The following is a 21616-nucleotide window of genomic DNA, read 5'->3' as shown; positions in this document are numbered from 1 at the left end:
GAGCGCCTTTATAAAAAACGCGCGCGTATTGGCGAAAAGGGCCTTTCCGTGTTAATTAGTTTGCGTGACGATTTTTATCAGGTAGAGTGTGGGATTTTGTGGCTTCAGGTGGAATGTTTTGTTTACGCTTGGTCATTATTTGACTTAAAAATGGGCGCATTCTGCTGAGCCCTGTCTGGTTAATCCCTCGCAGAATCAGTGTTTTGAACCTCTGGAAGTCAGTTCGCTCCTTCTTTTAAAGAAATCAGTTGACGTTCTGACTCACTGCCGCAATATAAAAAAAGACGTGATATTGTGCCGCGGCATAACTAGACAAAATCTTCTTCAGATGATGAAGAATCATTCAGGTAAAGGTAATTATGGGCAAAGCTCTCGTAATAGTTGAGTCCCCGGCAAAAGCCAAAACGATTAATAAATATTTAGGAAATGACTACGTTGTTAAGTCCAGCGTTGGTCATATCCGTGATTTACCGACCAGTGGATCCGCTGCTAAAAAGACCGCCGACTCAACCGAAGAAAAAACAAAGAAAAAAGTAAAAAAGGATGAGAAAACCGCGCTGGTTAATCGCATGGGCGTCGATCCGTATCACGGTTGGGAAGCACAATACGAAATACTTCCGGGTAAAGAAAAAGTTGTTGCTGAGTTAAAAGCGTTAGCGGAAAAAGCTGACCACATCTATCTCGCAACCGACCTTGACCGCGAAGGAGAGGCGATTGCCTGGCATTTGCGGGAAGTGATTGGTGGTGATGACAAACGTTTCAGCCGTGTCGTTTTTAACGAAATTACCAAGAACGCGATTCAAAACGCCTTTAAAGAACCTGGCGAACTGAATATTGATCGTGTGAATGCTCAGCAGGCGCGTCGTTTCATGGACCGCGTGGTGGGTTACATGGTTTCTCCGCTGCTGTGGAAGAAAATTGCCCGTGGTTTATCCGCAGGTCGTGTTCAGTCCGTTGCGGTGCGTCTGGTCGTCGAGCGTGAGAAAGAAATTAAAGCGTTCGTGCCGGAAGAATACTGGGAATTGCATGCGGATTTGCTGGCGAAGAAAGAAACTGCGCTGCAAATGGAAGTCACGCATCATCTCGAAAAACCGTTCAAACCGGTCAATAAAGAACAAACTCACGCGGCCGTTTCGCTGCTTGAAAAAGCGCGTTACACCGTGGTGGATCGTGAAGACAAACCGACCAGCAGCAAGCCGGGTGCGCCTTTCATTACTTCCACACTGCAACAGGCGGCCAGTACGCGTCTGAGCTTCGGTGTGAAGAAAACCATGATGATGGCCCAGCGTCTTTACGAAGCCGGTCACATTACCTATATGCGTACGGACTCCACTAACCTGAGTCAGGACTCCGTGGAAATGGTGCGCGGCTATATTGGCGAGAATTTTGGTGATAAATACCTGCCGAAAGCGCCGCTGCAATACAGCAATAAAGAGAATTCTCAGGAAGCGCACGAAGCGATTCGTCCTTCTGACGTGGCCGTGATTTCAGAACAACTGAAAGATATGGAAGCGGATGCTCAACGTCTGTATCAGCTAATCTGGCGTCAGTTTGTGGCCTGTCAGATGACACCGGCTCAGTACGACTCCACTACGCTGACGGTGAAAGCGGGCGATTACTCTCTGCGCGCCAAAGGTCGTACGCTGCGTTTTGATGGCTGGACCAAAGTCATGCCGGCGTTGCGTAAAGGCGACGAAGACAGAACCTTGCCGGCGATCGAAGTGGGTACGGATCTGGAGCTGCAACAACTGCTGCCCACTCAGCATTTCACCAAGCCGCCTGCGCGTTTCAGCGAAGCGTCTCTGGTTAAAGAACTGGAAAAACGTGGCATTGGCCGTCCGTCTACCTATGCGTCGATCATTTCGACCATTCAGGACAGGGGTTACGTTCACGTTGAAAACCGTCGCTTCTACGCAGAAAAAATGGGGGAAATCGTTACCGATCGTCTGGAAGATAACTTCCGTGAATTGATGAACTACGATTTCACCGCACGTATGGAAGACGGGCTGGATCAGGTCGCCAACAACAAGGCGGAATGGAAAGCCGTTCTGGATGAATTCTTCACTGAATTCAGTAAGCAGCTGGAAACTGCTGAGAAAGACCCGGAAGAAGGCGGTATGCGCCCGAATCAGATGGTGTTGACCAGCATTGAATGCCCGACCTGCGGACGTCCGATGGGGATCCGTACCGCCAGCACTGGCGTGTTCCTCGGTTGTTCCGGTTACGCCTTGCCGCCGAAAGAGCGCTGCAAAACCACCATCAACCTGATTGCTGATGCCGAAGTGCTGAACATTCTGGAAGGTGATGAAGCCGAAGCCAACGCGCTGCGTGCGAAACGTCGTTGCGTCAAATGCGGCACGGCGATGGACAGCTATCTCATCGATAATCAGCGCAAATTGCATGTTTGTGGTAACAACCCGGAATGTGATGGCTATGAAATCGAAGAGGGTGAGTTCCGCATCAAGGGTTATGACGGCCCGATTGTTGAGTGCGAAAAATGTGGCTCTGAAATGCACCTGAAAATGGGACGTTTCGGTAAGTACATGGGCTGTACCAATGACGAATGCAAAAACACCCGTAAGATTTTGCGAAACGGTGACGTTGCGCCGCCGAAAGAAGATCCGGTTCCGCTGCCGGAATTGCCGTGTGAGAAATCAGACGCCTATTTCGTGCTGCGTGACGGTGCGGCAGGGGTATTCCTGGCTGCCAACACGTTCCCTAAATCGCGCGAAACCCGTGCGCCGCTGGTGGAAGAACTGAAGCGCTTCAAAGACCGCTTGCCGGAAAAACTCAGCTATCTGGCCGATGCGCCGGTGGCCGATCCGGAAGGCAATAAATCAATGGTGCGTTTCAGCCGTAAAACCAAGCAGCAGTATGTATCTTCAGAAAAAGACGGCAAAGCCACTGGCTGGACCGCTTTCTTTGTCGACGGTAAGTGGGTCGAAGGCAAAAAATAATTATCGCCGTCATACGTTAAGCTGTTAAGCAGTTGTAAAAAACCAGTCTTCCGGACTGGTTTTTTTATTGCATTAAGATCTATCATCGCGGAGTTATGCGTGTTTTTATTATCAGTCTGCGACAGTCCTCGATTATCGTTATGTTCTTCGGGTATACATGACGCCAATAATGGATATAATTGTTATATAAAATTTATTCTTATGCACTTAAGTAATAAGTTAATGCGTCTGGGGCATAAAAACGGTGCGTTCACAGACTTCCGGTAGTCGATAAAAAATCATTTCCAGACTGTTCAGCCAACGGATGAACAGGGATGGCGACAGGGTTTGAAACCAGGGTGGTATGAGATATGAAATTGCAGCAACTGCGCTACATCGTAGAGGTTGTTAATCACAATCTGAACGTCAGTTCGACGGCAGAAGGCCTGTACACGTCGCAGCCTGGGATCAGCAAACAAGTGCGGATGCTGGAAGATGAACTCGGGATCCAGATTTTTTCCCGCAGCGGTAAACATCTGACACAGGTCACGCCGGCAGGGCAGGAAATCATCCGTATTGCCCGTGAAGTATTGTCTAAAGTGGATGCGATCAAAGCTGTTGCTGGTGAGCATACCTATCCGGACAAAGGTTCGCTGTATGTCGCGACGACGCATACGCAGGCGCGTTATGCCTTACCGAATGTGATTAAAGGCTTTATCGAGCGTTATCCGCGCGTTTCATTGCATATGCACCAGGGGTCGCCGACGCAGATTGCTGAGGCAGTTTCAAAGGGCAATGCGGATTTTGCTATCGCCACCGAAGCGCTCCATCTGTATGACGATCTGATCATGCTGCCTTGCTACCACTGGAACCGTGCCGTGGTGGTTCAGCCTGATCATCCGCTGGCAGGTAAAGAGAAAGTCACCATTGAGGAACTGGCAGCTTATCCGATTGTGACCTATACCTTCGGCTTCACTGGCCGTTCAGAACTGGATACCGCGTTTAACCGCGCCGGTCTGACGCCACGCATTGTATTCACCGCCACCGATGCTGACGTCATCAAAACCTATGTCCGCCTTGGGCTGGGCGTCGGTGTCATCGCCAGCATGGCAGTGGATCCGGTTCAGGATCCAGATCTGGTGACCGTGGATGCGAGTGATATTTTCACCTACAGCACCACCAAAATCGGTTTCCGTCGCAGTACATTCCTGCGCAGCTATATGTACGATTTTATCCAGCGCTTTGCGCCGCACCTGACTCGTGATGTGGTTGATACCGCTATTTCCCTGCGCTCCAACGAAGACATTGAAGAAATGTTCAAAGACATTAAGCTGCCGACAAAATAAGTCGTCATCCTCTATTTTTATCTCCCTGAGATCCCGCCGCTATCCTCACCGAAGCGGCGGGATTTTTTTTGCCTGATGATCAGTTTGAGCTGTTACCAAAATGTTAACGATAATTTGTGTTATCTTTAACTATGCACTTATAAGCCAGCGGGTTATTACTCATGGCCACGCTGAGCGCTAAAGGAGAAGCTATGTCGTCTATTCGCAAGAACAGTCTGGATAAGCTGGCAGTCCGGGAGAAAGAATTTTACTACTACAGCCTGCCACTCGCTGCCAAAACGTTGGGTGATGTTCAGCGCCTGCCAAAATCCCTCAAAGTTTTACTCGAAAACTTACTGCGCCACGTTGATGGTGACACTGTCACAGAAAGCGATCTACAGGAACTGGTCGAATGGCAGAAAACCGGTCATGCCGACCGCGAAATTGCTTATCGTCCGGCGCGCGTACTGATGCAGGATTTTACGGGTGTACCTGCCGTGGTGGATCTGGCCGCGATGCGCCAGGCGGTAAAACGCCTCGGCGGGAATGTCGAACAGGTAAACCCGTTGTCGCCTGTTGATCTGGTCATCGACCACTCCGTCACAGTGGATGAATTCGGTGATGATGAGGCGTTTGGTGAGAACGTCCGTCTCGAAATGGAGCGCAACAACGAGCGCTATCAGTTCCTGCGCTGGGGGCAAAAAGCCTTCAATCGTTTCCGCGTAGTGCCGCCTGGCACGGGTATTTGTCATCAGGTCAACCTTGAATATCTTGGACAAACCGTCTGGTACGAAGAGCAGGATGGCAAAACGATGGCCTATCCCGACACGCTGGTCGGAACGGATTCACATACCACGATGATTAACGGGCTGGGGATCCTGGGGTGGGGTTGCGGCGGTATCGAAGCCGAAGCCGCAATGCTCGGACAGCCGGTTTCCATGCTGATCCCGGACGTTGTGGGTTTCAAACTGACCGGTAAATTACGCGAAGGCATTACCGCGACGGACCTGGTGTTAACGGTCACCCAGATGCTGCGCAAACACGGCGTGGTGGGAAAATTTGTCGAGTTCTATGGTGATGGCCTTGCCGATTTGCCGCTGGCTGACCGCGCGACCATCGCAAATATGTCGCCGGAATTCGGCGCGACCTGCGGCTTCTTCCCAGTGGATGATGTGACACTGAGTTACATGAAGCTCAGTGGCCGCAGCGACGAACAAATCGACCTGGTAAAAGCCTATTCGCAGGCCCAGGGTTTATGGCGTAACGCCGGTGACGAGCCGGTCTTCACCAGTACGCTTGCGCTGGACATGGGAGAGGTTGAGCCGAGCCTCGCGGGGCCGAAACGTCCTCAGGATCGCGTAGCGCTGCCTGATGTGCCGAAAGCGTTCAAAGCGGCGACTGAACTGGAGTTGGGTAATAGCAAGCCGGGGCGCAGCGATAAAGAAAGTTTCACGCTGGAAGGGCAGCATTATGCGCTGACCACCGGCGCGGTAGTGATTGCGGCAATCACCTCTTGTACCAACACGTCAAACCCAAGCGTGCTGATGGCCGCTGGTCTGCTGGCGAAGAATGCCGCCGAGAAAGGTCTGACCAGTAAGCCGTGGGTGAAAACCTCACTGGCGCCAGGTTCCAAAGTGGTGACCGATTATCTTAATGCCGCCGGTCTCATGCCGCATCTGGAGAAGCTGGGCTTTAATCTGGTGGGCTACGGTTGTACGACCTGTATCGGTAACTCCGGGCCGTTGCCGGAACCGATTGAGTCGGCGATCAAGGCCGGTGATTTAACCGTCGGGGCCGTGCTTTCCGGCAACCGTAACTTCGAAGGGCGTATTCATCCGCTGATTAAAACCAACTGGCTAGCCTCACCACCGCTGGTGGTGGCCTATGCGCTGGCGGGTAATATGAACGTCGATCTGACGACGGATCCTCTGGGTGAAGGTGCTGATGGCAAACCGGTTTACCTGAGAGATATCTGGCCGTCGGCTAACGATATCGCCAATGCGGTTGCGCAGGTGACGACGGAAATGTTCCATAAAGAGTACGCCGAGGTGTTTAACGGCGATGCCAGCTGGCAGGCGATTCAGGTTGAAGGCACGCCGACCTATACCTGGCAGGAAGATTCCACTTACATCCGCCACCCGCCGTTCTTCAGTGATATGAAGGCGGAACCTGATGCGCTGGAAGACATCAAAGATGCGCGAATTCTGGCGATTCTGGCGGATTCAGTGACCACCGACCACATTTCACCTGCCGGGAATATCAAGGCCGAAAGTCCGGCTGGTTTGTATCTGACCCAGCACGGCGTTGAGCCGAAAGCGTTCAACTCCTACGGCTCGCGGCGCGGTAACCACGAAGTGATGATGCGCGGGACGTTCGCCAATATTCGCATCAAAAATGAAATGGTGCCGGGCGTGGAGGGCGGATATACGCGTCATATTCCGTCGCAGGACCAACTGGCGATTTACGATGCGGCGATGCGCTATCAGCATGAAAGTGTGCCGACCGCGGTGATTGCCGGTAAAGAATACGGTTCAGGTTCAAGCCGTGACTGGGCGGCGAAAGGGCCACGTCTGCTTGGGGTACGTGTGGTTATCGCAGAATCATTCGAACGTATTCACCGCTCGAATCTGATCGGGATGGGGATTTTACCGCTCGAGTTCCCGCAGGGTGTGACGCGCAAAACGCTGAAACTCACGGGCGATGAACAGATCAGCATCAGCGGGTTACAAACCCTGACGCCGGGGCAGGATGTTGCAGTGCATATCACGTTTGCTGATGGTCATACTGAAACAATTGATGCACATTGTCGTATCGATACCGGCAACGAACTGACCTATTTCCAGAACGGCGGCATTCTGCATTATGTGATCCGCAAAATGCTGTAAAACCGCTTCTCCGGCCAATAAAAAAGGGCGCCTTCTTAAGGTGCCCTTAATATTTGGATCGGACTATAAATCCTTACTTGTCGAGCAGATGGCCCATTTTGGCGGCTTTGGTCGACAGGTAGCGTTCGTTTTCCGGATTGCGGCCGACGATCAGCGGGACGCGTTCGGTAATGTTAATACCGGCTTCAGTCAGAATTTCGACTTTCTTCGGATTGTTGGTCAGCAGGCGTACGGAATCGACACCCAGCAATTTGAACATGTCGGCGCACAGCGTGAAGTCGCGTTCGTCTGCGGCGAACCCAAGCTGATGGTTGGCTTCGACGGTGTCGTAACCTTTGTCCTGTAAGGCATATGCGCGGATCTTATTCAGCAAACCGATGTTACGGCCTTCCTGACGGTGATACATCAGGATGCCACGACCTTCTTCGGCGATATGATTCAGTGCGGCTTCGAGCTGGAAACCGCAGTCACAGCGCAGGCTGAATAAGGCATCACCGGTCAGACATTCGGAGTGAACGCGCGCAAGAACCGGTGTTTCACCGGTGATGTCGCCAAAAACTAACGCCAGGTGGTCGTGCCCGGTGGCCAATTCTTCAAAACCCACCATCAGGAAATCGCCCCAAGGTGTTGGCAGATTGGCTTCTGCCACCCGTTTCAGCTGCATTTTATGCTCCAAAAAAACCACAAATAGTCTTTATTTACAGTAAGTATTTTACTTGTTGATGCGCATCCTACTTTCTGATGCGGCCTCTGGATAGGGAATCGGTGCCTTTCCATCACGACAGGGCATCATTTTGCCACAGTTTGGGTCACATTTTAGCGGGAATATTTGAACGATTAGTTCATAACTTATGAATTATAACCGCTTCTTCAACAACTCACGCTAAAGGAATGTTAAGCAATCACAACGTTGATACACTCCAACTCTTTTTACGCATGACTGAAGGGATGACTATGTTTGATATCGCCAGGCGCACCGCTCTCGGGGCTGTTCTTTTATTACTGATGCCCGCAGCAGTGTGGATAAGCGGCTGGATGTGGACACCGGGTGGTAATCCCGCCGTGCTGCGTCCGCTTTATTGGGTCACGGAAACGGTGAGTGAACCATGGGGCATCATGACGACTGTGATCCTCTGTGGCTGGTTTCTGTGGTGCCTGCGATTTCGGCTTAAACCGGCCATCGGGCTGGTGGTGATCATTACCTTGTCCGTGTTGGCCGGTCAGTATGTTAAAGACTTTATCAAAGCCGAAGTCCGCGAACCCAGGCCGTATGTCGCATGGCTGGGGACGGATCATCAGATGAACGTCGATGAATTTTATGCCCGGAAAAGTAAAGCGCGTGCCCGGCAGGTGAAAGAGGTGCTGGGCGACAACGTGCAAATCCCGCACTGGCTGAATAAAAGCTGGCAGAACGACACGGGATACGCATTCCCTTCTGGCCACACGATGTTTGCCGCAACTTGGGCTTTACTCGGTGTCGGGTTATTGTGGCGGCGTAAACACTATAAAACGGTCACCGTGCTGATGGTGTGGGCGGTGGTGGTGATGGGCAGCAGACTGATGCTCGGCATGCACTGGCCACGCGACCTGATGGCATCTTTGGGCATCAGCTGGATCCTGGTAATGCTGGCCTGCTGGTTGACGGAGCGCTATGTCGGGCCGCTAACGCCACCACCGGCAGAAAACCAGGAAATCAGCGAGCGTGAATAATCCCGGTTTTTTGATTTCTTACTGTCTGAAATCTCAGGGGGTTCCTGGTGAACCCTTTAATTCATGGTTTTCATCCCCATATACATTCCATAGCCTTAATTGTCGTGGTGGTCACGACACCATACTAAAGTCGAATGAAGTTGCTACAGACGGCATTTAAACCCTCCGCAATGTTTCCCTGCTTTGTTCGGAAATGCTAACTTATTAGGTCGGGACGCGAGTTTTTGGCATAATTCATCCGGTACACCCGGCATTACAGGAATGAATGTGAAATATCTGCTGATTTTTTTATTTTTGCTGGTCATCGTTGTGATTTCTATCACTCTGGGTGCCCATAACGATCAGACTGTGACCTTCAATTATTTGCTGGCACAGGGTGACTATCGTGTTTCTACACTGCTTGCTGTGCTGTTCGCTACCGGTTTTATTCTTGGCTGGATAATCTGTGGTTTGTTCTACCTGCGTGTACGTCTGTCTCTGGGGCGCGCCCAGCGTAAAATCAAACGCCTGGAGCAGCAAATTGAACCCGCGGCTGTCGTTACGCCGCCAGCAGCATCTTACGATGTCAGCAAGGAATAACCCTCTATGTTAGAACTGCTGTTTCTGTTGTTGCCCGTTGCGGCCGCCTATGGCTGGTACATGGGGCGCAGAAGTTCTCAGCAGGACAAACAGGAAAATGCTAACCGCCTGTCGCGTGAATACGTCGCGGGGGTTAACTTCCTGCTTTCCAATCAGCAGGATAAAGCGGTCGATCTGTTCCTCGAAATGTTGAAAGAGGACAGCAGTACAGTCGAAGCGCACCTGACTCTGGGCAACCTGTTCCGCTCCCGTGGTGAAGTCGATCGTGCGATCCGTATCCACCAGTCGCTGATGGAAAGTGCTTCGCTGACTTTCGAACAGCGCCTGCTCGCCGTACAGCAACTGGGTCGTGATTACATGGCTGCCGGTTTCTATGATCGTGCGGAAGACATGTTCAACCAGCTGGTGAAAGAGCAGGATTTCCAGTTGTTTGCGCTGGAACAGTTGTTGATTATTCATCAGGCCACCAGCGACTGGCAGAACGCCATTGATGTGGCGGAACGTCTGGTCAAGCTCGGCAAAGAAAACCGCCGTAAAGAAATTGCGCATTTCTGGTGTGAACTGGCATTGCAGGCAATGGTGTCTGAAGATTTCGATAAGGCGACCGGCTTGCTGAAAAAGGCTGCGGCAGCGGACAAACTCTGTGCCCGTGTCTCCATTATGCAGGGGCGGATTTTACTGGCGCAGGGCGACTACCGCAAAGCGACAGAGGCCTTACAGCGGGTGCTGGAGCAGGATAAAGAGCTGGTCAGCGAAGCGTTGCCGATGCTGCAGGAGTGTTACCAGAATCTTGACGATACGCTGGCATGGGCCGAGTTTCTCAGGCGTTGTGTGGATGAAAATACCGGCGCTACAGCAGAACTGATGCTGGCCGAAATCATCCAGGATGAAGAAGGGCGTGAGACCGCGCAAAACTATATCAACCGTCAGTTGCAACGCCATCCGACCATGCGCGTGTTTCATCACCTGATGGATTACCATCTGGCGGATGCGGAAGAAGGGCGTGCGAAAGAGAGCCTGGTGTTGCTGCGGGATATGGTGGGTGAACAGATCCGGACGAAGCCACGCTATCGCTGTCACAAATGCGGCTTTACCGCGCATTCACTTTACTGGCATTGCCCGTCATGCCGTGGCTGGGCGACGATAAAGCCAATCCGGGGCCTGGATGGCCAATAAGTTTCCCCGTCATACTTCGGGTTGCAGATGCGTTTGTCGCCTTGCTGCAACGTGAATTATTTAGGGGAAACCGCAGTATATTTTAAATCGACTCTTACTTCTTCTTGCTGCTCGCCTTGCGGGCATTAAGCAACGTCCGCAATTTCTTGATTTCTTTGGTGGTCAGCGCGGGTTCAGTCTCTTCTGCAAGATGCTGATTATCAATTTCGTGTTCTGTGGCTTTAGCGGCTTTTTTACCTTTGGGCGCAGCAGGGTTAAAACTCTCTTCCAGGCGTGCCGCAACTTCTGCACTTAATGAATGTTCTGCTTCCGCAGCGGCGTTTTTGATCAGTTCTTTCAATTCAACCGGAATTTTAACGGTCAGGGTTGTTATCTCACTCATTTTTCTGCCTTTCCTTAGAGTAAAAGTAACAAGCTAAGCCAGCCTTGTTGCATCGTCTAGTGCATCACAAAAATTTAATAAAACTGTCACATTAGGTGTAGCTGTGAATTCAGTGGTTTGCCATGTAAAATATCGGCGGCAAAAATTATATTATTTCTTCCTGACGTAAAAACTGACAAGAGGCTGACGAGATGAAGTCCGAAAATAACACTAACAACAAAGACTTAAATACATCACCGATTGTTGTCGCTCTCGATTATGCCGATAAATCCTCCGCACTGGCGTTTGCTGACAAAATCGATCCGCGTGATTGCCGTCTGAAAATTGGCAAAGAGATGTTCACCCATTTTGGTCCGCAGATGGTCAAAGATCTGCAGACCCGCGGTTTCGACGTCTTTCTGGATCTGAAATTCCACGACATCCCTAACACTACTGCGCGCGCTGTGGCTGCTGCGGCAGATTTGGGTGTCTGGATGGTGAATGTGCATGCCAGCGGCGGTGCGCGCATGATGACGGCGGCCCGGGAGGCGCTGGCACCGTTTGGAAAAGATGTCCCCTTACTGATTGCCGTCACGGTGCTGACCAGCCTGGAAGACAATGACCTGGCGGATTTAGGTATTGAACTTTCTCCGGCTGATTATGCTGAACGTCTGGCGCGCCTGACACGCGACTGCGGCCTCGATGGCGTAGTGTGTTCCGCGCAGGAAGCGACCCGTTTTAAATCTGCTCTCGGGCAGGCGTTCAAACTGGTGACGCCGGGTATCCGCCCGGCTGGCAGCAAAGCCGATGATCAGCGTCGTATCATGACGCCACAGGAAGCGCTGGCGGCGGGCGTGGATTACATGGTGATTGGCCGGCCGATCACGCAATCTGTCGATCCGGCGCAGACCCTGCGTGAAATTCTGGCATCACTGCGCTAAGAAGGAAAAACCATGAACAATGACAGCAACAGCCGTTTAGTGTATTCGACCGACAGCGGCAGAATCGATGAGCCCAAAGTCGTGGCTGAGCGTCCGAAAGGTGACGGCATTGTGCGTATTCAGCGCCAGACCAGCGGGCGCAAAGGGAAGGGCGTGTGCCTGATCACCGGTGTCAGTCTTGATGATATTGAACTGGAAAAACTCGCTGCCGAACTGAAAAAGAAATGCGGTTGTGGCGGTGCGGTGAAAGACGGCGTGATTGAGATCCAGGGCGACAAACGCGATCTGCTTAAACAACTGCTGGAAGCGAAAGGCATGAAAGTGAAACTGGCGGGGGGCTGACCTGTCTGTAAACGATCACTGACCGTTAATAATAAGATGCTGCATCCGCAAAGGTGCAGCATCTTGCTTTAGCTTTTAGAGATATCACAACGCGAAAGCACGTTGTTTGTCATCCATCTGATGACAATAAAGTTGACCTGAAAAACAACCCAATCCTATTTTTAGCTTTATTCGTTGCTTAACGCTTACGTTTTTGATGCCAGTTAAATAGAACTTATCTCCTGGTTGTTTTTACTTACTGACCTGATGTCCGATGATACCACCCACTGCAGCGCCACCTAATGTCCCTAAGGTACTGCCGTCAGTCAGAACTGCACCACCCAGCGCACCTGCACCCGCACCGATAGCGGTGTTACGGTCACGCTTAGACCAGTTACCACAAGCGCTGACAGACATTGCCAGAGTCAGAACCAGTGCGATACTGGCAACACGTTTATTCACGAGCATCATAATTTTTCTCCTATCCAGACGCAGTTGTGCATCCGTTAATTAAAAATAGTGAAATTGATATACATTCACTAGGTGAATAATCTTAATTCACCAAGGATGCTCTTTCTCACCACACAAAAGACTAAAAAGCTGGACAAACATTCAACGGTTTGTGGAACAAATGGGCACTTTTACGTTTGCAGCAGATCTGTACGCACTCTTTAGCGATTTCCCCCATACCTGCACACACCCGTCACCCAGACAATAAAGCCTCGTAATAAGAGGAAACCAAGATGCTAAAGCAACTGAAAGAGCAGGTATTAGAGGCCAATCTGGCACTGCCTCGCCATAATCTGGTGACCTTTACCTGGGGAAATGTCAGCGCCGTTGACCGTAAACTTGGGCTGGTCGTGATTAAACCGTCGGGAGTGGAATACGACCACATGGGCGTGGACGACATGGTGGTGGTGGAACTGGAGACCGGCAAAATCGTCGAGGGCAGCAAAAAGCCTTCTTCCGATACCGATACCCACCGGGTACTGTACCTGAATTTCCCGGAAGCAGGGGGTATTGTTCATACGCATTCGCGTCACGCAACCATCTGGGCGCAGGCCGGTTTGGATATTCCCGCCTGGGGCACCACGCACGCGGATTATTTCTACGGCAACATTCCCTGCACGCGGCTGATGACCGAAGAGGAAATCGCCGGACGTTATGAATGGGAGACCGGTGAAGTCATCGTTAAAACCTTCGCGGAAAGACATCTGTCGCCGGCAGACATTCCGGCTGTACTGGTGCATTCGCACGGGCCGTTTGCCTGGGGGAAAGATGCCGATAATGCCGTGCATAACGCCGTCGTGCTGGAAGAGGTCGCCTACATGGGCATTTTCTCCCGCCAGTTAACGCCGCAGTTGCCGGATATGCAGCCGCAATTACTGGATAAGCATTACCTGCGTAAACATGGCAAGAATGCCTACTACGGCCAATAATCCCCTGAAACCCGAATTATCGGGGGCACAGATAAGGATAGGTCAGCCGACCAGGCTGACCTTAATCCCGGCAGCGGAAAGTTGCTGCTGATATTCAGGGGATAATTTGTCGTCAGTGATGACCCGGCTGAAGGCGCTGACCGGCCCCAGCGGGTTAAGATTTATTTGACCGAATTTCGATGAATCCGTTAGCACGATATTTTCCGCACCTTTAGCCACGACCGCATTCACCACATCAGCACGTAGCATGTCCCGGCCGGTAAAGCCGGTGGTATCGGTGAAGCCGTCGATGCCCATGAACGCTTTACTGAAATTCATTTGTTGCAGACACATTCTGGTCAGCGGGCCGACCACTGTCTGACTGGTTTTCTGATACATCCCGCCGAGCAGAACCACGTCACAGGGCATACTTTTCAGCAAAGAGGCGACATAACCGCTGACGGTAATCACCGTCAGGTTCTTCTTATCGGCAAGATATTGCGCCAGCAAGGCGATACTGCTGCCACTTTCGAAAAATACCGTTTCGCCGTCCTGGATCAGGGATGCCGCAAACTTCGCCAGTTTCTGCTTCTGGGCAAAATTCGACATCATGCGGGTATCCACGTCATCGGTCTGGATAGCGACGGCAAAACCGTGCGCACGGCGCAGATAATGTCGCTGTTCCAGTAGCGTAAGATCGTGGCGGATCGTCACTTCTGACACCTGACAAATCTGTGACAACTCACTGACGCTGATGCGCTGCTTATCGTTTACCCATTGCAGAATAACTTGTTGTCTGTCGTTCATAACCGCCCAAAATACGGGCAGCCTGCGCCGCCCGTTGAAAGTTAAATTCAGATGCGAATTTTAAAGTGAATGTTCTGTACGGGCGATAATATCATCCTGAGCCTCAGGCGATAAGGCCGTAAAGAATGCGGAGTAACCGGCGACACGGACAACCAGGTCGCGATAGTTCTGCGGTTCCTCACGCGCTTTAAGTAATGTCTCGCGGGAAACAATATTGTACTGAACATGCCAGCCGCGATGTTCCTCAAAGAATGTCCGCAGCATTAGCATTAACGTCTCGCGTTCGCTTTCATTTTCCAGCGATGCCGGATTCAGTTTCTGATTGAGCAGTACGCCGCCGAGAATCGCTTCTGTCGGTAATTTGCTCAGCGAATTAAAGACCGCTGTCGGCCCGAGATGATCGGTACCGGATGCCGGGCTGGCCCCTTCCGCCAGCGGCGTAAAGGCTTTACGTCCATCCGGCGTGGCGGTAGTGGCGGCACCAAACGGCACGTTGGCCGAAATAGACGATGTACCCGCGTAATACGTGCCACCGACCGGGCCGCGTCCGAAGCGGGTATTGTGATAATTCGACAGTTCATCGATATAGCACTGATACGCACGCACCAGCAAATTATCGACCTCGTCTTGATCATTGCCGTATTTCTCTGCGCCGTTAATCAGCCGCTGACGCAGTCGTTCGCCGTCCAGTCCCTCATAATCTGAAGCCAGCGCGTTGGCCAGCTCCTGCTGGCCAATCACACCCTGATCGAATACCAGCTTTTTCACTGCCGCCAGGCTGTTACCCAGATTGGCGATCCCGACCTGCAATCCTGAAACCCAGTCGTATTTCGCACCGCCTTGCTTGATGGTTTTCCCGCGTTCTATACAGTCATCGACCAGCGCCGAACACAAAATATCCTGCGCATTCTCTTCCAGAACCGTATCGACCACGCATTCGATTTCGATGGATTTGCGGGTGTAATAACGGATTTGTTCATCCCACTGCGCAAAGACCTGATCGAAATTATCGAAATTCCCTTGCGACAAACCGCGTTCCTGCGGCAGGAAGCGGGTATGGCTTTTCGCGTCGTGCCCCTGTTCAAGCGCGGCGAGCATCACGCGGGCAAAGTTGATGAAACTCATGCCGGTACAACGATAGCCCCACTTGCCGCCGACTGCCGTTTCGATGCAGCCAATGGCGGCATAATCATAAGCATCCTGTTTTTCGACGCCCAGTTTGATGAATTCTGGAATAACAATTTCATCGTTATTAAAGGCGGGCATGCCAAAACCACAGCGGATCACCTGCACGCAGGCATCAAGGAAGTCGCGGCTCATTCCGGCGTGATAGCGCACGCTCAGATTCGGCTGGGTGGATCGCAATTGTCCGCAGGATTCCAGAATGGCGTATGACAGCGGATTGACCGCATCGGATGCCACGTCATTATGCAAATTCTGACCGCCGATGGTGACGTTCTGGTACAACGGGCTGCCCGCCGACGCTTTGGAATGCGTACCGGAGCGGATCTTGTTCACTTCCAGCAATTTCAGCCAGCAGCTTTGCAGCAGTTCGATGGCCTGTTCACGCTCCAGCGTTTGTTCCAGCTCAACGTCACGACGATAAAACGGATACAAATACTGATCCATGCGGCCAAACGACACGGAGTGGCCGTTGGATTCAATCTGCAAAATAAGCTGAATGAAGTAACACAGTTGCAGCGCCTGCCAGAAGTTTTGCGGTGGCTGATGAGCAATGACGTCGCAGTTGGCGGCGATGGTCAGTAACTCGCTACGGCGCTGCTCGCGGGTTTCCGTGGCGGCCATTTCCCGTGCCAGTTGTGCGAAACGCACGACGTGGTCGCTGACCGCTGCCAGCGTGATATCAATGGCTTTCAGCAATTGCTCTTTATGCAAATCTTCCCAGTCAGTCAGCCGAATGCGGCTGCGACGCTCGCCCACTTTACTGCGTAATCCGTCCAGACCCAGTTCCAGCAGCAGCGGGAAATTCACCGCCAGATGGGCATCGCCGGAAGTCATATTGCCTTCGGCTTTTACGATACCGCTGTCGAGCAACGCTTTCTGCTCATCGGTAAACATACCGTAGCAGCGGTCCTGCACGGTCTGCCCGCGCCACCACGGGCAGAGTTCATGCAGGATTTTTTTGTTGGCTTCGCTGACGGCAAAACCTGCGCCCGGCCGGTCAGCAAGCGCGTCAATTTCACTTTCGATCCAGCCCACGGTGTATTCCGGGAAAATCGGTGCAGCGCGCACTTCGCTGGCCTGATTACCGACGATCAGCTCGTCATGTTTGATCCAGATAGTGCGTTTGCTCAGATGTTCAGCCAGCGCCAGCGCGCGGCGTACCGCCAGCGGTTTGTCAGCATGTTGCTGATAAACCTGCGTGTAATGCTGTGCGCGCTCGGTACATACCGGTGGCTTGACGATGTGAATCAGGGCTTCTTTATGAGACCGGATACGGGCGGAAAGGGTGTTCAGATTCAGTTGGGTCATTTTTCTTATCCTCTTAACTGTGCACAAAGTCCTTTTTCTGCGGCGTATTGTTCAGCGAACGTCAGCAGGTCAGGGTCATTTAACGGCTGGCGTGGCGCCAGATAAGGTTGCCCCAGCAGGACATATTTATTGATGCCCAGCGTGTGGTACGGCAAAAAGTGAATGGCTTCGCAGCCGGTTTCATCCGCCGCAAAATCAACGATCTGGCGGATGGATGCCCGGTCAGCATTAAAATCAGGAATTAACGGCACACGGACGATGAGCTTTTGTCCGGCCGCAGCCAGACGACGGAAATTATCCTTCACTCTTTTGGCGGAACCGCCGGTCAATCGGCGGAAAGGTTCATCGGCCACATGCTTGAGATCCGCCAGCAATAAATCCAGCGCCCCCAGCGAAGGCTCAATGTATTTCCACGGCACATGCAGACAACTTTCCACAGCGGTGTGCAGCCCTTCGTGACGGCAACGTTGCAGCAGTGTCAGCGCAATTTGTGGCTGCAGGAAAGGTTCGCCGCCGGAAAGCGTCACACCGCCGCCGGTACGGGTATAAAAAGGTTTATCCCGCAGGATTTGCTGCATCAGGGCGTCAATATCCGCGTCATTTCCACACACACTCAGCGCGCCGGAAGGGCAAACCTGTTCGATCAGACAGAGATCTTCTGCCTGAAATTGTTCATGCCGAACCCCGATGCGCTCATGTTCTATGCTGACAGCATGTGGAAAAGTCTTTGCGCAGTGCTGACATCCTGCGCTGCATAAACGTGAATCGAACAGCACGTCAGGCGCTGCCGAACGACTTTCCGGATTCTGGCACCAGGTACAGCTCAGGGAACAGCCTTTCAGAAAAACCACCGTCCGGATCCCCGGGCCATCATGTGTGGAATAACGCTGCACATTGAAAATCATCTCGACGCTCCCTGGTGCTAAGAATCTTCTTTCGCAATTTAATAACTTTCATTCGAAAGTTATTTTGATGATGATCAACAAACCTTCCGCTTGCTGACGTACACTCTCTGAACTTTGCATTCACTCACAAGTTTCAGGGAGAAAGTTATGGAGCTGTATCTCGATACTGCCGATGTCACTGCGGTAAAACGTTTGTCGCGCATCCTGCCGTTGCAGGGGGTTACTACCAATCCGAGCATCGTGGCGAAAGAAGGTAAATCGCTGTGGGAAGTGCTGCCTGCCTTGCGCGATGCGCTGGGGGGTAACGGTAAATTGTTCGCACAGGTGATTGCTGCCGACGCCGAACAAATGGTTGCAGAAGCGTTGTTGTTGACGCAGCGGGTGTCCGGTTTGGTCGTGAAAGTGCCGGTAACCCGTGAAGGTCTGGCGGCCATTAAAAAGCTGAAGGGCATGAATATCCCGACGCTGGGCACGGCGGTGTATGGCGCAGGTCAGGGATTACTGGCGGCACTGGCGGGGGCGGAATACGTTGCGCCTTATGTGAACCGTCTGGATGCACAGGGCGGTGACGGCATCGCGATGGTCAAAGAGTTGCAGACCTTGCTCAGCCTGCACGCGCCGCAATCGAAGGTGCTGGCCGCCAGTTTCCGAACCCCACGTCAGGCGATGGATTGCCTGCTGGCGGGATGTCAGTCAATCACCTTACCGGTGGATGTGGCCGAACAGTTACTCAATACACCTGCCGTCGAAGCGGCGATTGAAAAGTTTGATACTGACTGGCGTCAGGCGTTCGGCACTTTATCGCTGAGCTGACGTTTTTGCGTGATACCCGGCCCGCACAGGCAACTGTTGCGGGCTTTTTTGTTTTTGTGTGTTAAGCATTTTCGTACAAATAATTCGAAAATGTGATTTCTCTCCGAAATTAAATATTGACGGAGTAAATTATTAAAACTACCGATCTAAAAAATAGAAACATCGTTTCAATTTATGAGTTGAATCACTTTTATCACCCTGAGAAATGGATAACGTAGCGGCATCAGGTAGTCCGTGACTTTTAAATCAGGTGAAAATTATGCACATTAAACGAGCGATAGAAAAAATCCCCGGCGGGATGATGTTGGTGCCTCTCTTCATTGGTGCGCTGTGCCATACCTTCGCGCCTGATTCGGGCAAATATTTTGGTTCCTTCACCAACGGGTTGATGACCGGCACCGTACCTATTCTGGCGGTGTGGTTCTTCTGCATGGGAGCCTCCATCAAACTCAGCGCGACCGGCACGGTGTTGCGTAAATCCGGCACGTTGGTGGTCACCAAAATCGCGGTGGCGTGGATTGTGGCGGCGATAGCATCACGGTTCATGCCGGAAAATGGTGTGGAATTCGGCTTCTTCGCCGGACTTTCCGTGCTGGCACTGGTGGCTGCAATGGACATGACCAACGGCGGCCTGTATGCCTCGGTAATGCAGCAATACGGCACGAAAGAAGAAGCGGGCGCATTTGTGCTGATGTCTCTGGAATCCGGCCCGCTGATGACCATGGTGATCCTCGGCACGGCAGGTATCGCGTCTTTTGAACCGCACGTCTTCGTTGGCGCCGTGTTGCCGTTCCTGGTCGGTTTCAGCCTGGGCAATCTCGACCCGGAACTGCGCGAATTCTTCAGCAAAGCGGTACAAACCCTGATCCCGTTCTTCGCCTTCGCACTCGGTAATACCATCAACCTGAACGTCATCGCACAAACCGGTCTGTTAGGCGTGTTGCTGGGGATGTCGGTTATCGTCATCACCGGTATTCCGCTGATCCTCGCCGACAAATTCATCGGAGGCGGCGATGGTACCGCCGGTCTCGCTGCCTCCAGTTCTGCGGGGGCCGCGGTGGCAACGCCGGTCCTGATTGCTGAAATGGTGCCGCAGTTCAAACCGATTGCCCCGGCTGCAACCGCGCTGGTTGCTACCTCGGTTATCGTCACCTCAATTCTGGTGCCGATCCTGACCGCAATGTGGTCGAGAAGAGTGAAGAACAAAGCAGTGAAAGGCAAAGTGGCGATGGATCCGCCGATGGCGAGTATCAAATAACGCCAGATTTGGACTGCTTCCTCCCCTTCGCAGGGGAGGAAGCAGTCCGGAATTATCCTCACAGTCCTGGCGCTTTCCACATCGATGTTGTCAGTTGCCGGTCCACCAGCCCCAGTTGATCCGCATACACTTCCTGCCAGTTGGCTTTCTGCACCAGATATTTTGCGTGGTTCGCCACATCCGGCTGATATTCCCGTTCCCAGCGCACCAGCGCTTCACCGGTGTCTGCAAGCGACGAATACACGCCTGCCGCGACACCCGCTGCAATCGCACAGCCCAGCGCGGTGGCTTCTTTGACCACCGGCACATTGACCGGAACACCCGTCACATCACTTAAAATCTGACACCATAATTTGCCCTTCGAACCGCCGCCGGAGAACACCAGCGACCTGGCGCGTACACCGGAAAATCGGGCGATCATATCCAGATTACACGCCGATACGATGGCGGCGTTTTCTTCTAACGCGCGGAACAGCACCGGTTTGTTGCATTTTTCCGGGTCGATGGACAGATTGATGAACGACGGGGCGGCGTGATACCAGTTCTTGAAATGCATCGCATCCGAGAATACCGGCGTGACGCCCCAGGCCCCCACAGGCACGCGGGCGGCCATGTCTTCCAGCAAGCTGTAAGCATCCACGCCAAGACGCTGCGCCATGGTTTTCTCTTCGGTACAGAATGCGTCACGGAACCAGCGCATGGTCAGTCCGGTAAAGAAACTGATGGATTCGGCCTGTGCCATACCGGGGATGACGTGCGGATTGACGCGGATATTCATTTCGGGGTCGGTGACCGCTTCCGGCAGGTTGACGATTTGCTGCCAGAATGTGCCGCCAAGGACGGCGGTCTGGCCGGGACGCACCAGACCCAGGCCGAGCGTGCCAAGTTGCGCGTCGCCGCCACCCATGCCGACCAGCGTTCCGGCTTTCAGTCCACAGGCATCGGCCGCGCTGGCCGTGACATAACCGAGGCGTGTACCCGTTTCAGCCACCGGAGAAAGTATATCGGCGCGCAGCCCTGCCATATCCAGCAACTCAGGTCGCCAGTTGCGGGTGGTTAAATCCAGCATGCCGGTGGTACCGGCGTTGGACGGATCCACCGCCAGTTCGCCGCTGAGCATGTAGGCCAGCCAGTCGCTGATCATGGTAATAGTGGCAGCCTGACGGTAAATATCGGGGCGGTGATGGGCCAGCCATAACAGGCGCGGCATGGCGCTGAGGGCCAGTGTCTGACCGGAGCATTCATAGACTTCGCGTTCAAATTCGAAATCGTGGATCTCTTTTAATTCGGAAACTTCACGGCTGGCGCGGGCATCGACGTTGGCGCAGGCCCAGACAGGTTCGCCGGATTTGTCGTACAGCACGATCCCTTCGCGCATGGAACAGGCCGCCACTGCGCGGATCGCAGAAGCGGGGAGATGTGCTTCCTGCAATGCCTGACGAATACACTGACAGGCCAGTTGCCAGTTTTTTTGCAGATCAAATTCCATTGAACCGGGCACATCCGGCACCGCCAGATGGATCCATTCGGCCTGTCCGGTGGCTATCTGCTCGCCTTCGAGATTGAAAATCACCGCGCGGATACTGCCGGTACCAGCATCCAGCGCCATCAGATAGCTGCGGTCGTGGTCAGAGTTCAGGGTAGAGGTCATCGCAATGTTCTCTCGTGCCAGTTTATCGGGCACCGTA

18 protein-coding genes are annotated in these 21616 nt (G+C 52.7%); 11 read left to right on the top strand and 7 right to left on the bottom strand.

Annotation, left to right across the window (positions count from 1 at the left end; genetic code table 11):
• The first annotated feature begins 359 nt into the window (after positions 1-359).
• The 3 genes from topA to acnA all read left to right on the top strand — a co-directional run bounded on the left by topA (position 360) and on the right by acnA (position 7146).
• Positions 360-2957: a type I DNA topoisomerase gene (topA, locus tag EX31_RS09895; protein ID WP_037034469.1), complete on the top strand. Its 2598-nt coding sequence runs from the start codon at positions 360-362 to the stop codon at positions 2955-2957.
• A gap of 350 nt (positions 2958-3307) precedes the next feature.
• Complete coding sequence (cysB, locus tag EX31_RS09890) at positions 3308-4282, top strand: HTH-type transcriptional regulator CysB (protein ID WP_013575911.1); 975 nt, start codon at positions 3308-3310, stop codon at positions 4280-4282.
• A gap of 191 nt (positions 4283-4473) precedes the next feature.
• Positions 4474-7146, top strand: coding sequence for an aconitate hydratase AcnA (acnA, locus tag EX31_RS09885; protein ID WP_037034468.1), 2673 nt, complete (start codon positions 4474-4476; stop codon positions 7144-7146).
• Positions 7147-7219: 73 nt separating this feature from the next.
• Here the strand turns inward: acnA and ribA are convergent, their stop codons facing one another.
• Complete coding sequence (gene ribA / locus EX31_RS09880) at positions 7220-7810, bottom strand: GTP cyclohydrolase II (protein ID WP_015690066.1); 591 nt, start codon at positions 7808-7810, stop codon at positions 7220-7222.
• A gap of 290 nt (positions 7811-8100) precedes the next feature.
• Between ribA and pgpB the strand changes: the two genes are divergently transcribed.
• From pgpB to lapB, 3 genes are all read left to right on the top strand, one after another.
• Positions 8101-8856, top strand: coding sequence for a phosphatidylglycerophosphatase B (pgpB, locus tag EX31_RS09875; RefSeq protein ID WP_037034466.1), 756 nt, complete (start codon positions 8101-8103; stop codon positions 8854-8856).
• Between the two features lie 267 nt (positions 8857-9123).
• Positions 9124-9435 (top strand): LapA family protein, encoded by a 312-nt coding sequence (locus tag EX31_RS09870; protein WP_013575907.1) that lies wholly within the window; start codon positions 9124-9126, stop codon positions 9433-9435.
• 6 nt (positions 9436-9441) lie between these two features.
• On the top strand, positions 9442-10611 hold the full coding sequence (gene lapB / locus EX31_RS09865) for a lipopolysaccharide assembly protein LapB (protein WP_013575906.1): 1170 nt from the start codon (positions 9442-9444) through the stop codon (positions 10609-10611).
• Between the two features lie 94 nt (positions 10612-10705).
• On the opposite strand, the gene EX31_RS09860 is transcribed toward lapB, so the two are convergent.
• Positions 10706-10993 carry an Arc family DNA-binding protein gene (locus EX31_RS09860; RefSeq protein WP_015690064.1) on the bottom strand — a complete coding sequence of 96 codons (288 nt, stop codon included), beginning with the start codon at positions 10991-10993 and terminating at the stop codon, positions 10706-10708.
• 191 nt (positions 10994-11184) lie between these two features.
• Between EX31_RS09860 and pyrF the strand changes: the two genes are divergently transcribed.
• Both pyrF and yciH read left to right on the top strand, forming a co-directional pair.
• Positions 11185-11913 carry an orotidine-5'-phosphate decarboxylase gene (gene pyrF, locus EX31_RS09855; protein ID WP_037034464.1) on the top strand — a complete coding sequence of 243 codons (729 nt, stop codon included), beginning with the start codon at positions 11185-11187 and terminating at the stop codon, positions 11911-11913.
• A 12-nt stretch (positions 11914-11925) separates the two neighbouring features.
• A complete protein-coding gene (gene yciH / locus EX31_RS09850) occupies positions 11926-12255 on the top strand; it encodes a stress response translation initiation inhibitor YciH (RefSeq protein ID WP_037034463.1) in 330 nt (109 codons plus the stop codon).
• 231 nt (positions 12256-12486) lie between these two features.
• Here the strand turns inward: yciH and osmB are convergent, their stop codons facing one another.
• A complete protein-coding gene (gene osmB, locus EX31_RS09845) occupies positions 12487-12705 on the bottom strand; it encodes an osmotically-inducible lipoprotein OsmB (RefSeq protein ID WP_013575902.1) in 219 nt (72 codons plus the stop codon).
• Between the two features lie 272 nt (positions 12706-12977).
• Here osmB and araD point away from each other — a divergent pair, with 272 nt between their 5' ends.
• Entirely contained in the window at positions 12978-13673 is a 696-nt protein-coding gene (gene araD, locus EX31_RS09840; RefSeq protein ID WP_015690062.1) for an L-ribulose-5-phosphate 4-epimerase, read from the top strand.
• Between the two features lie 42 nt (positions 13674-13715).
• Here araD and EX31_RS09835 read toward each other — a convergent pair whose 3' ends face one another.
• From EX31_RS09835 to EX31_RS09825, 3 genes are read right to left on the bottom strand one after another with little or no spacing between them, the layout of a single operon-like run.
• Positions 13716-14459 carry a DeoR/GlpR family DNA-binding transcription regulator gene (locus tag EX31_RS09835; protein ID WP_013575900.1) on the bottom strand — a complete coding sequence of 248 codons (744 nt, stop codon included), beginning with the start codon at positions 14457-14459 and terminating at the stop codon, positions 13716-13718.
• Between the two features lie 60 nt (positions 14460-14519).
• Positions 14520-16952 (bottom strand): formate C-acetyltransferase/glycerol dehydratase family glycyl radical enzyme, encoded by a 2433-nt coding sequence (locus EX31_RS09830; RefSeq protein WP_037034462.1) that lies wholly within the window; start codon positions 16950-16952, stop codon positions 14520-14522.
• Positions 16953-16957: 5 nt separating this feature from the next.
• Positions 16958-17857, bottom strand: a complete 900-nt coding sequence (locus tag EX31_RS09825; protein WP_037034460.1) for a glycyl-radical enzyme activating protein — start codon at positions 17855-17857, stop codon at positions 16958-16960.
• Positions 17858-18004: 147 nt separating this feature from the next.
• Here EX31_RS09825 and fsa point away from each other — a divergent pair, with 147 nt between their 5' ends.
• Together fsa and kdgT are read left to right on the top strand one after the other, a co-directional pair.
• Complete coding sequence (gene fsa / locus EX31_RS09820; protein ID WP_037034458.1) at positions 18005-18670, top strand: fructose-6-phosphate aldolase; 666 nt, start codon at positions 18005-18007, stop codon at positions 18668-18670.
• Positions 18671-18929: 259 nt separating this feature from the next.
• Entirely contained in the window at positions 18930-19928 is a 999-nt protein-coding gene (gene kdgT / locus EX31_RS09815; RefSeq protein ID WP_013575896.1) for a 2-keto-3-deoxygluconate transporter, read from the top strand.
• Positions 19929-19986: 58 nt separating this feature from the next.
• Here kdgT and lsrK read toward each other — a convergent pair whose 3' ends face one another.
• Positions 19987-21579, bottom strand: coding sequence for an autoinducer-2 kinase (gene lsrK / locus EX31_RS09810; RefSeq protein ID WP_037034616.1), 1593 nt, complete (start codon positions 21577-21579; stop codon positions 19987-19989).
• Positions 21580-21616 lie beyond the last annotated feature (37 nt).

It is taken from the genome of Rahnella sp. WP5 (genome assembly GCF_000745615.1).
GTDB classification, from domain to species: Bacteria; Pseudomonadota; Gammaproteobacteria; order Enterobacterales; family Enterobacteriaceae; genus Rahnella; species Rahnella aceris.
This window is presented reverse-complemented; position numbering and strand designations above follow the sequence as displayed.

Excerpts from the sequence above, each read along its gene's own strand:
- topA (WP_037034469.1), top strand. The coding sequence starts at position 360 with ATGGGCAAAGCTCTCGTAATAGTTGAGTCCCCGGCAAAAGCCAAAACG.
- cysB (WP_013575911.1), top strand. The coding sequence starts at position 3,308 with ATGAAATTGCAGCAACTGCGCTACATCGTAGAGGTTGTTAATCACAAT.
- acnA (WP_037034468.1), top strand. The coding sequence starts at position 4,474 with ATGTCGTCTATTCGCAAGAACAGTCTGGATAAGCTGGCAGTCCGGGAG.
- ribA (WP_015690066.1), bottom strand. The coding sequence starts at position 7,810 with ATGCAGCTGAAACGGGTGGCAGAAGCCAATCTGCCAACACCTTGGGGC.
- pgpB (WP_037034466.1), top strand. The coding sequence starts at position 8,101 with ATGTTTGATATCGCCAGGCGCACCGCTCTCGGGGCTGTTCTTTTATTA.
- lapB (WP_013575906.1), top strand. The coding sequence starts at position 9,442 with ATGTTAGAACTGCTGTTTCTGTTGTTGCCCGTTGCGGCCGCCTATGGC.
- EX31_RS09860 (WP_015690064.1), bottom strand. The coding sequence starts at position 10,993 with ATGAGTGAGATAACAACCCTGACCGTTAAAATTCCGGTTGAATTGAAA.
- pyrF (WP_037034464.1), top strand. The coding sequence starts at position 11,185 with ATGAAGTCCGAAAATAACACTAACAACAAAGACTTAAATACATCACCG.
- yciH (WP_037034463.1), top strand. The coding sequence starts at position 11,926 with ATGAACAATGACAGCAACAGCCGTTTAGTGTATTCGACCGACAGCGGC.
- osmB (WP_013575902.1), bottom strand. The coding sequence starts at position 12,705 with ATGATGCTCGTGAATAAACGTGTTGCCAGTATCGCACTGGTTCTGACT.
- araD (WP_015690062.1), top strand. The coding sequence starts at position 12,978 with ATGCTAAAGCAACTGAAAGAGCAGGTATTAGAGGCCAATCTGGCACTG.
- EX31_RS09835 (WP_013575900.1), bottom strand. The coding sequence starts at position 14,459 with ATGAACGACAGACAACAAGTTATTCTGCAATGGGTAAACGATAAGCAG.
- EX31_RS09830 (WP_037034462.1), bottom strand. The coding sequence starts at position 16,952 with ATGACCCAACTGAATCTGAACACCCTTTCCGCCCGTATCCGGTCTCAT.
- EX31_RS09825 (WP_037034460.1), bottom strand. The coding sequence starts at position 17,857 with ATGATTTTCAATGTGCAGCGTTATTCCACACATGATGGCCCGGGGATC.
- fsa (WP_037034458.1), top strand. The coding sequence starts at position 18,005 with ATGGAGCTGTATCTCGATACTGCCGATGTCACTGCGGTAAAACGTTTG.
- kdgT (WP_013575896.1), top strand. The coding sequence starts at position 18,930 with ATGCACATTAAACGAGCGATAGAAAAAATCCCCGGCGGGATGATGTTG.
- lsrK (WP_037034616.1), bottom strand. The coding sequence starts at position 21,579 with ATGACCTCTACCCTGAACTCTGACCACGACCGCAGCTATCTGATGGCG.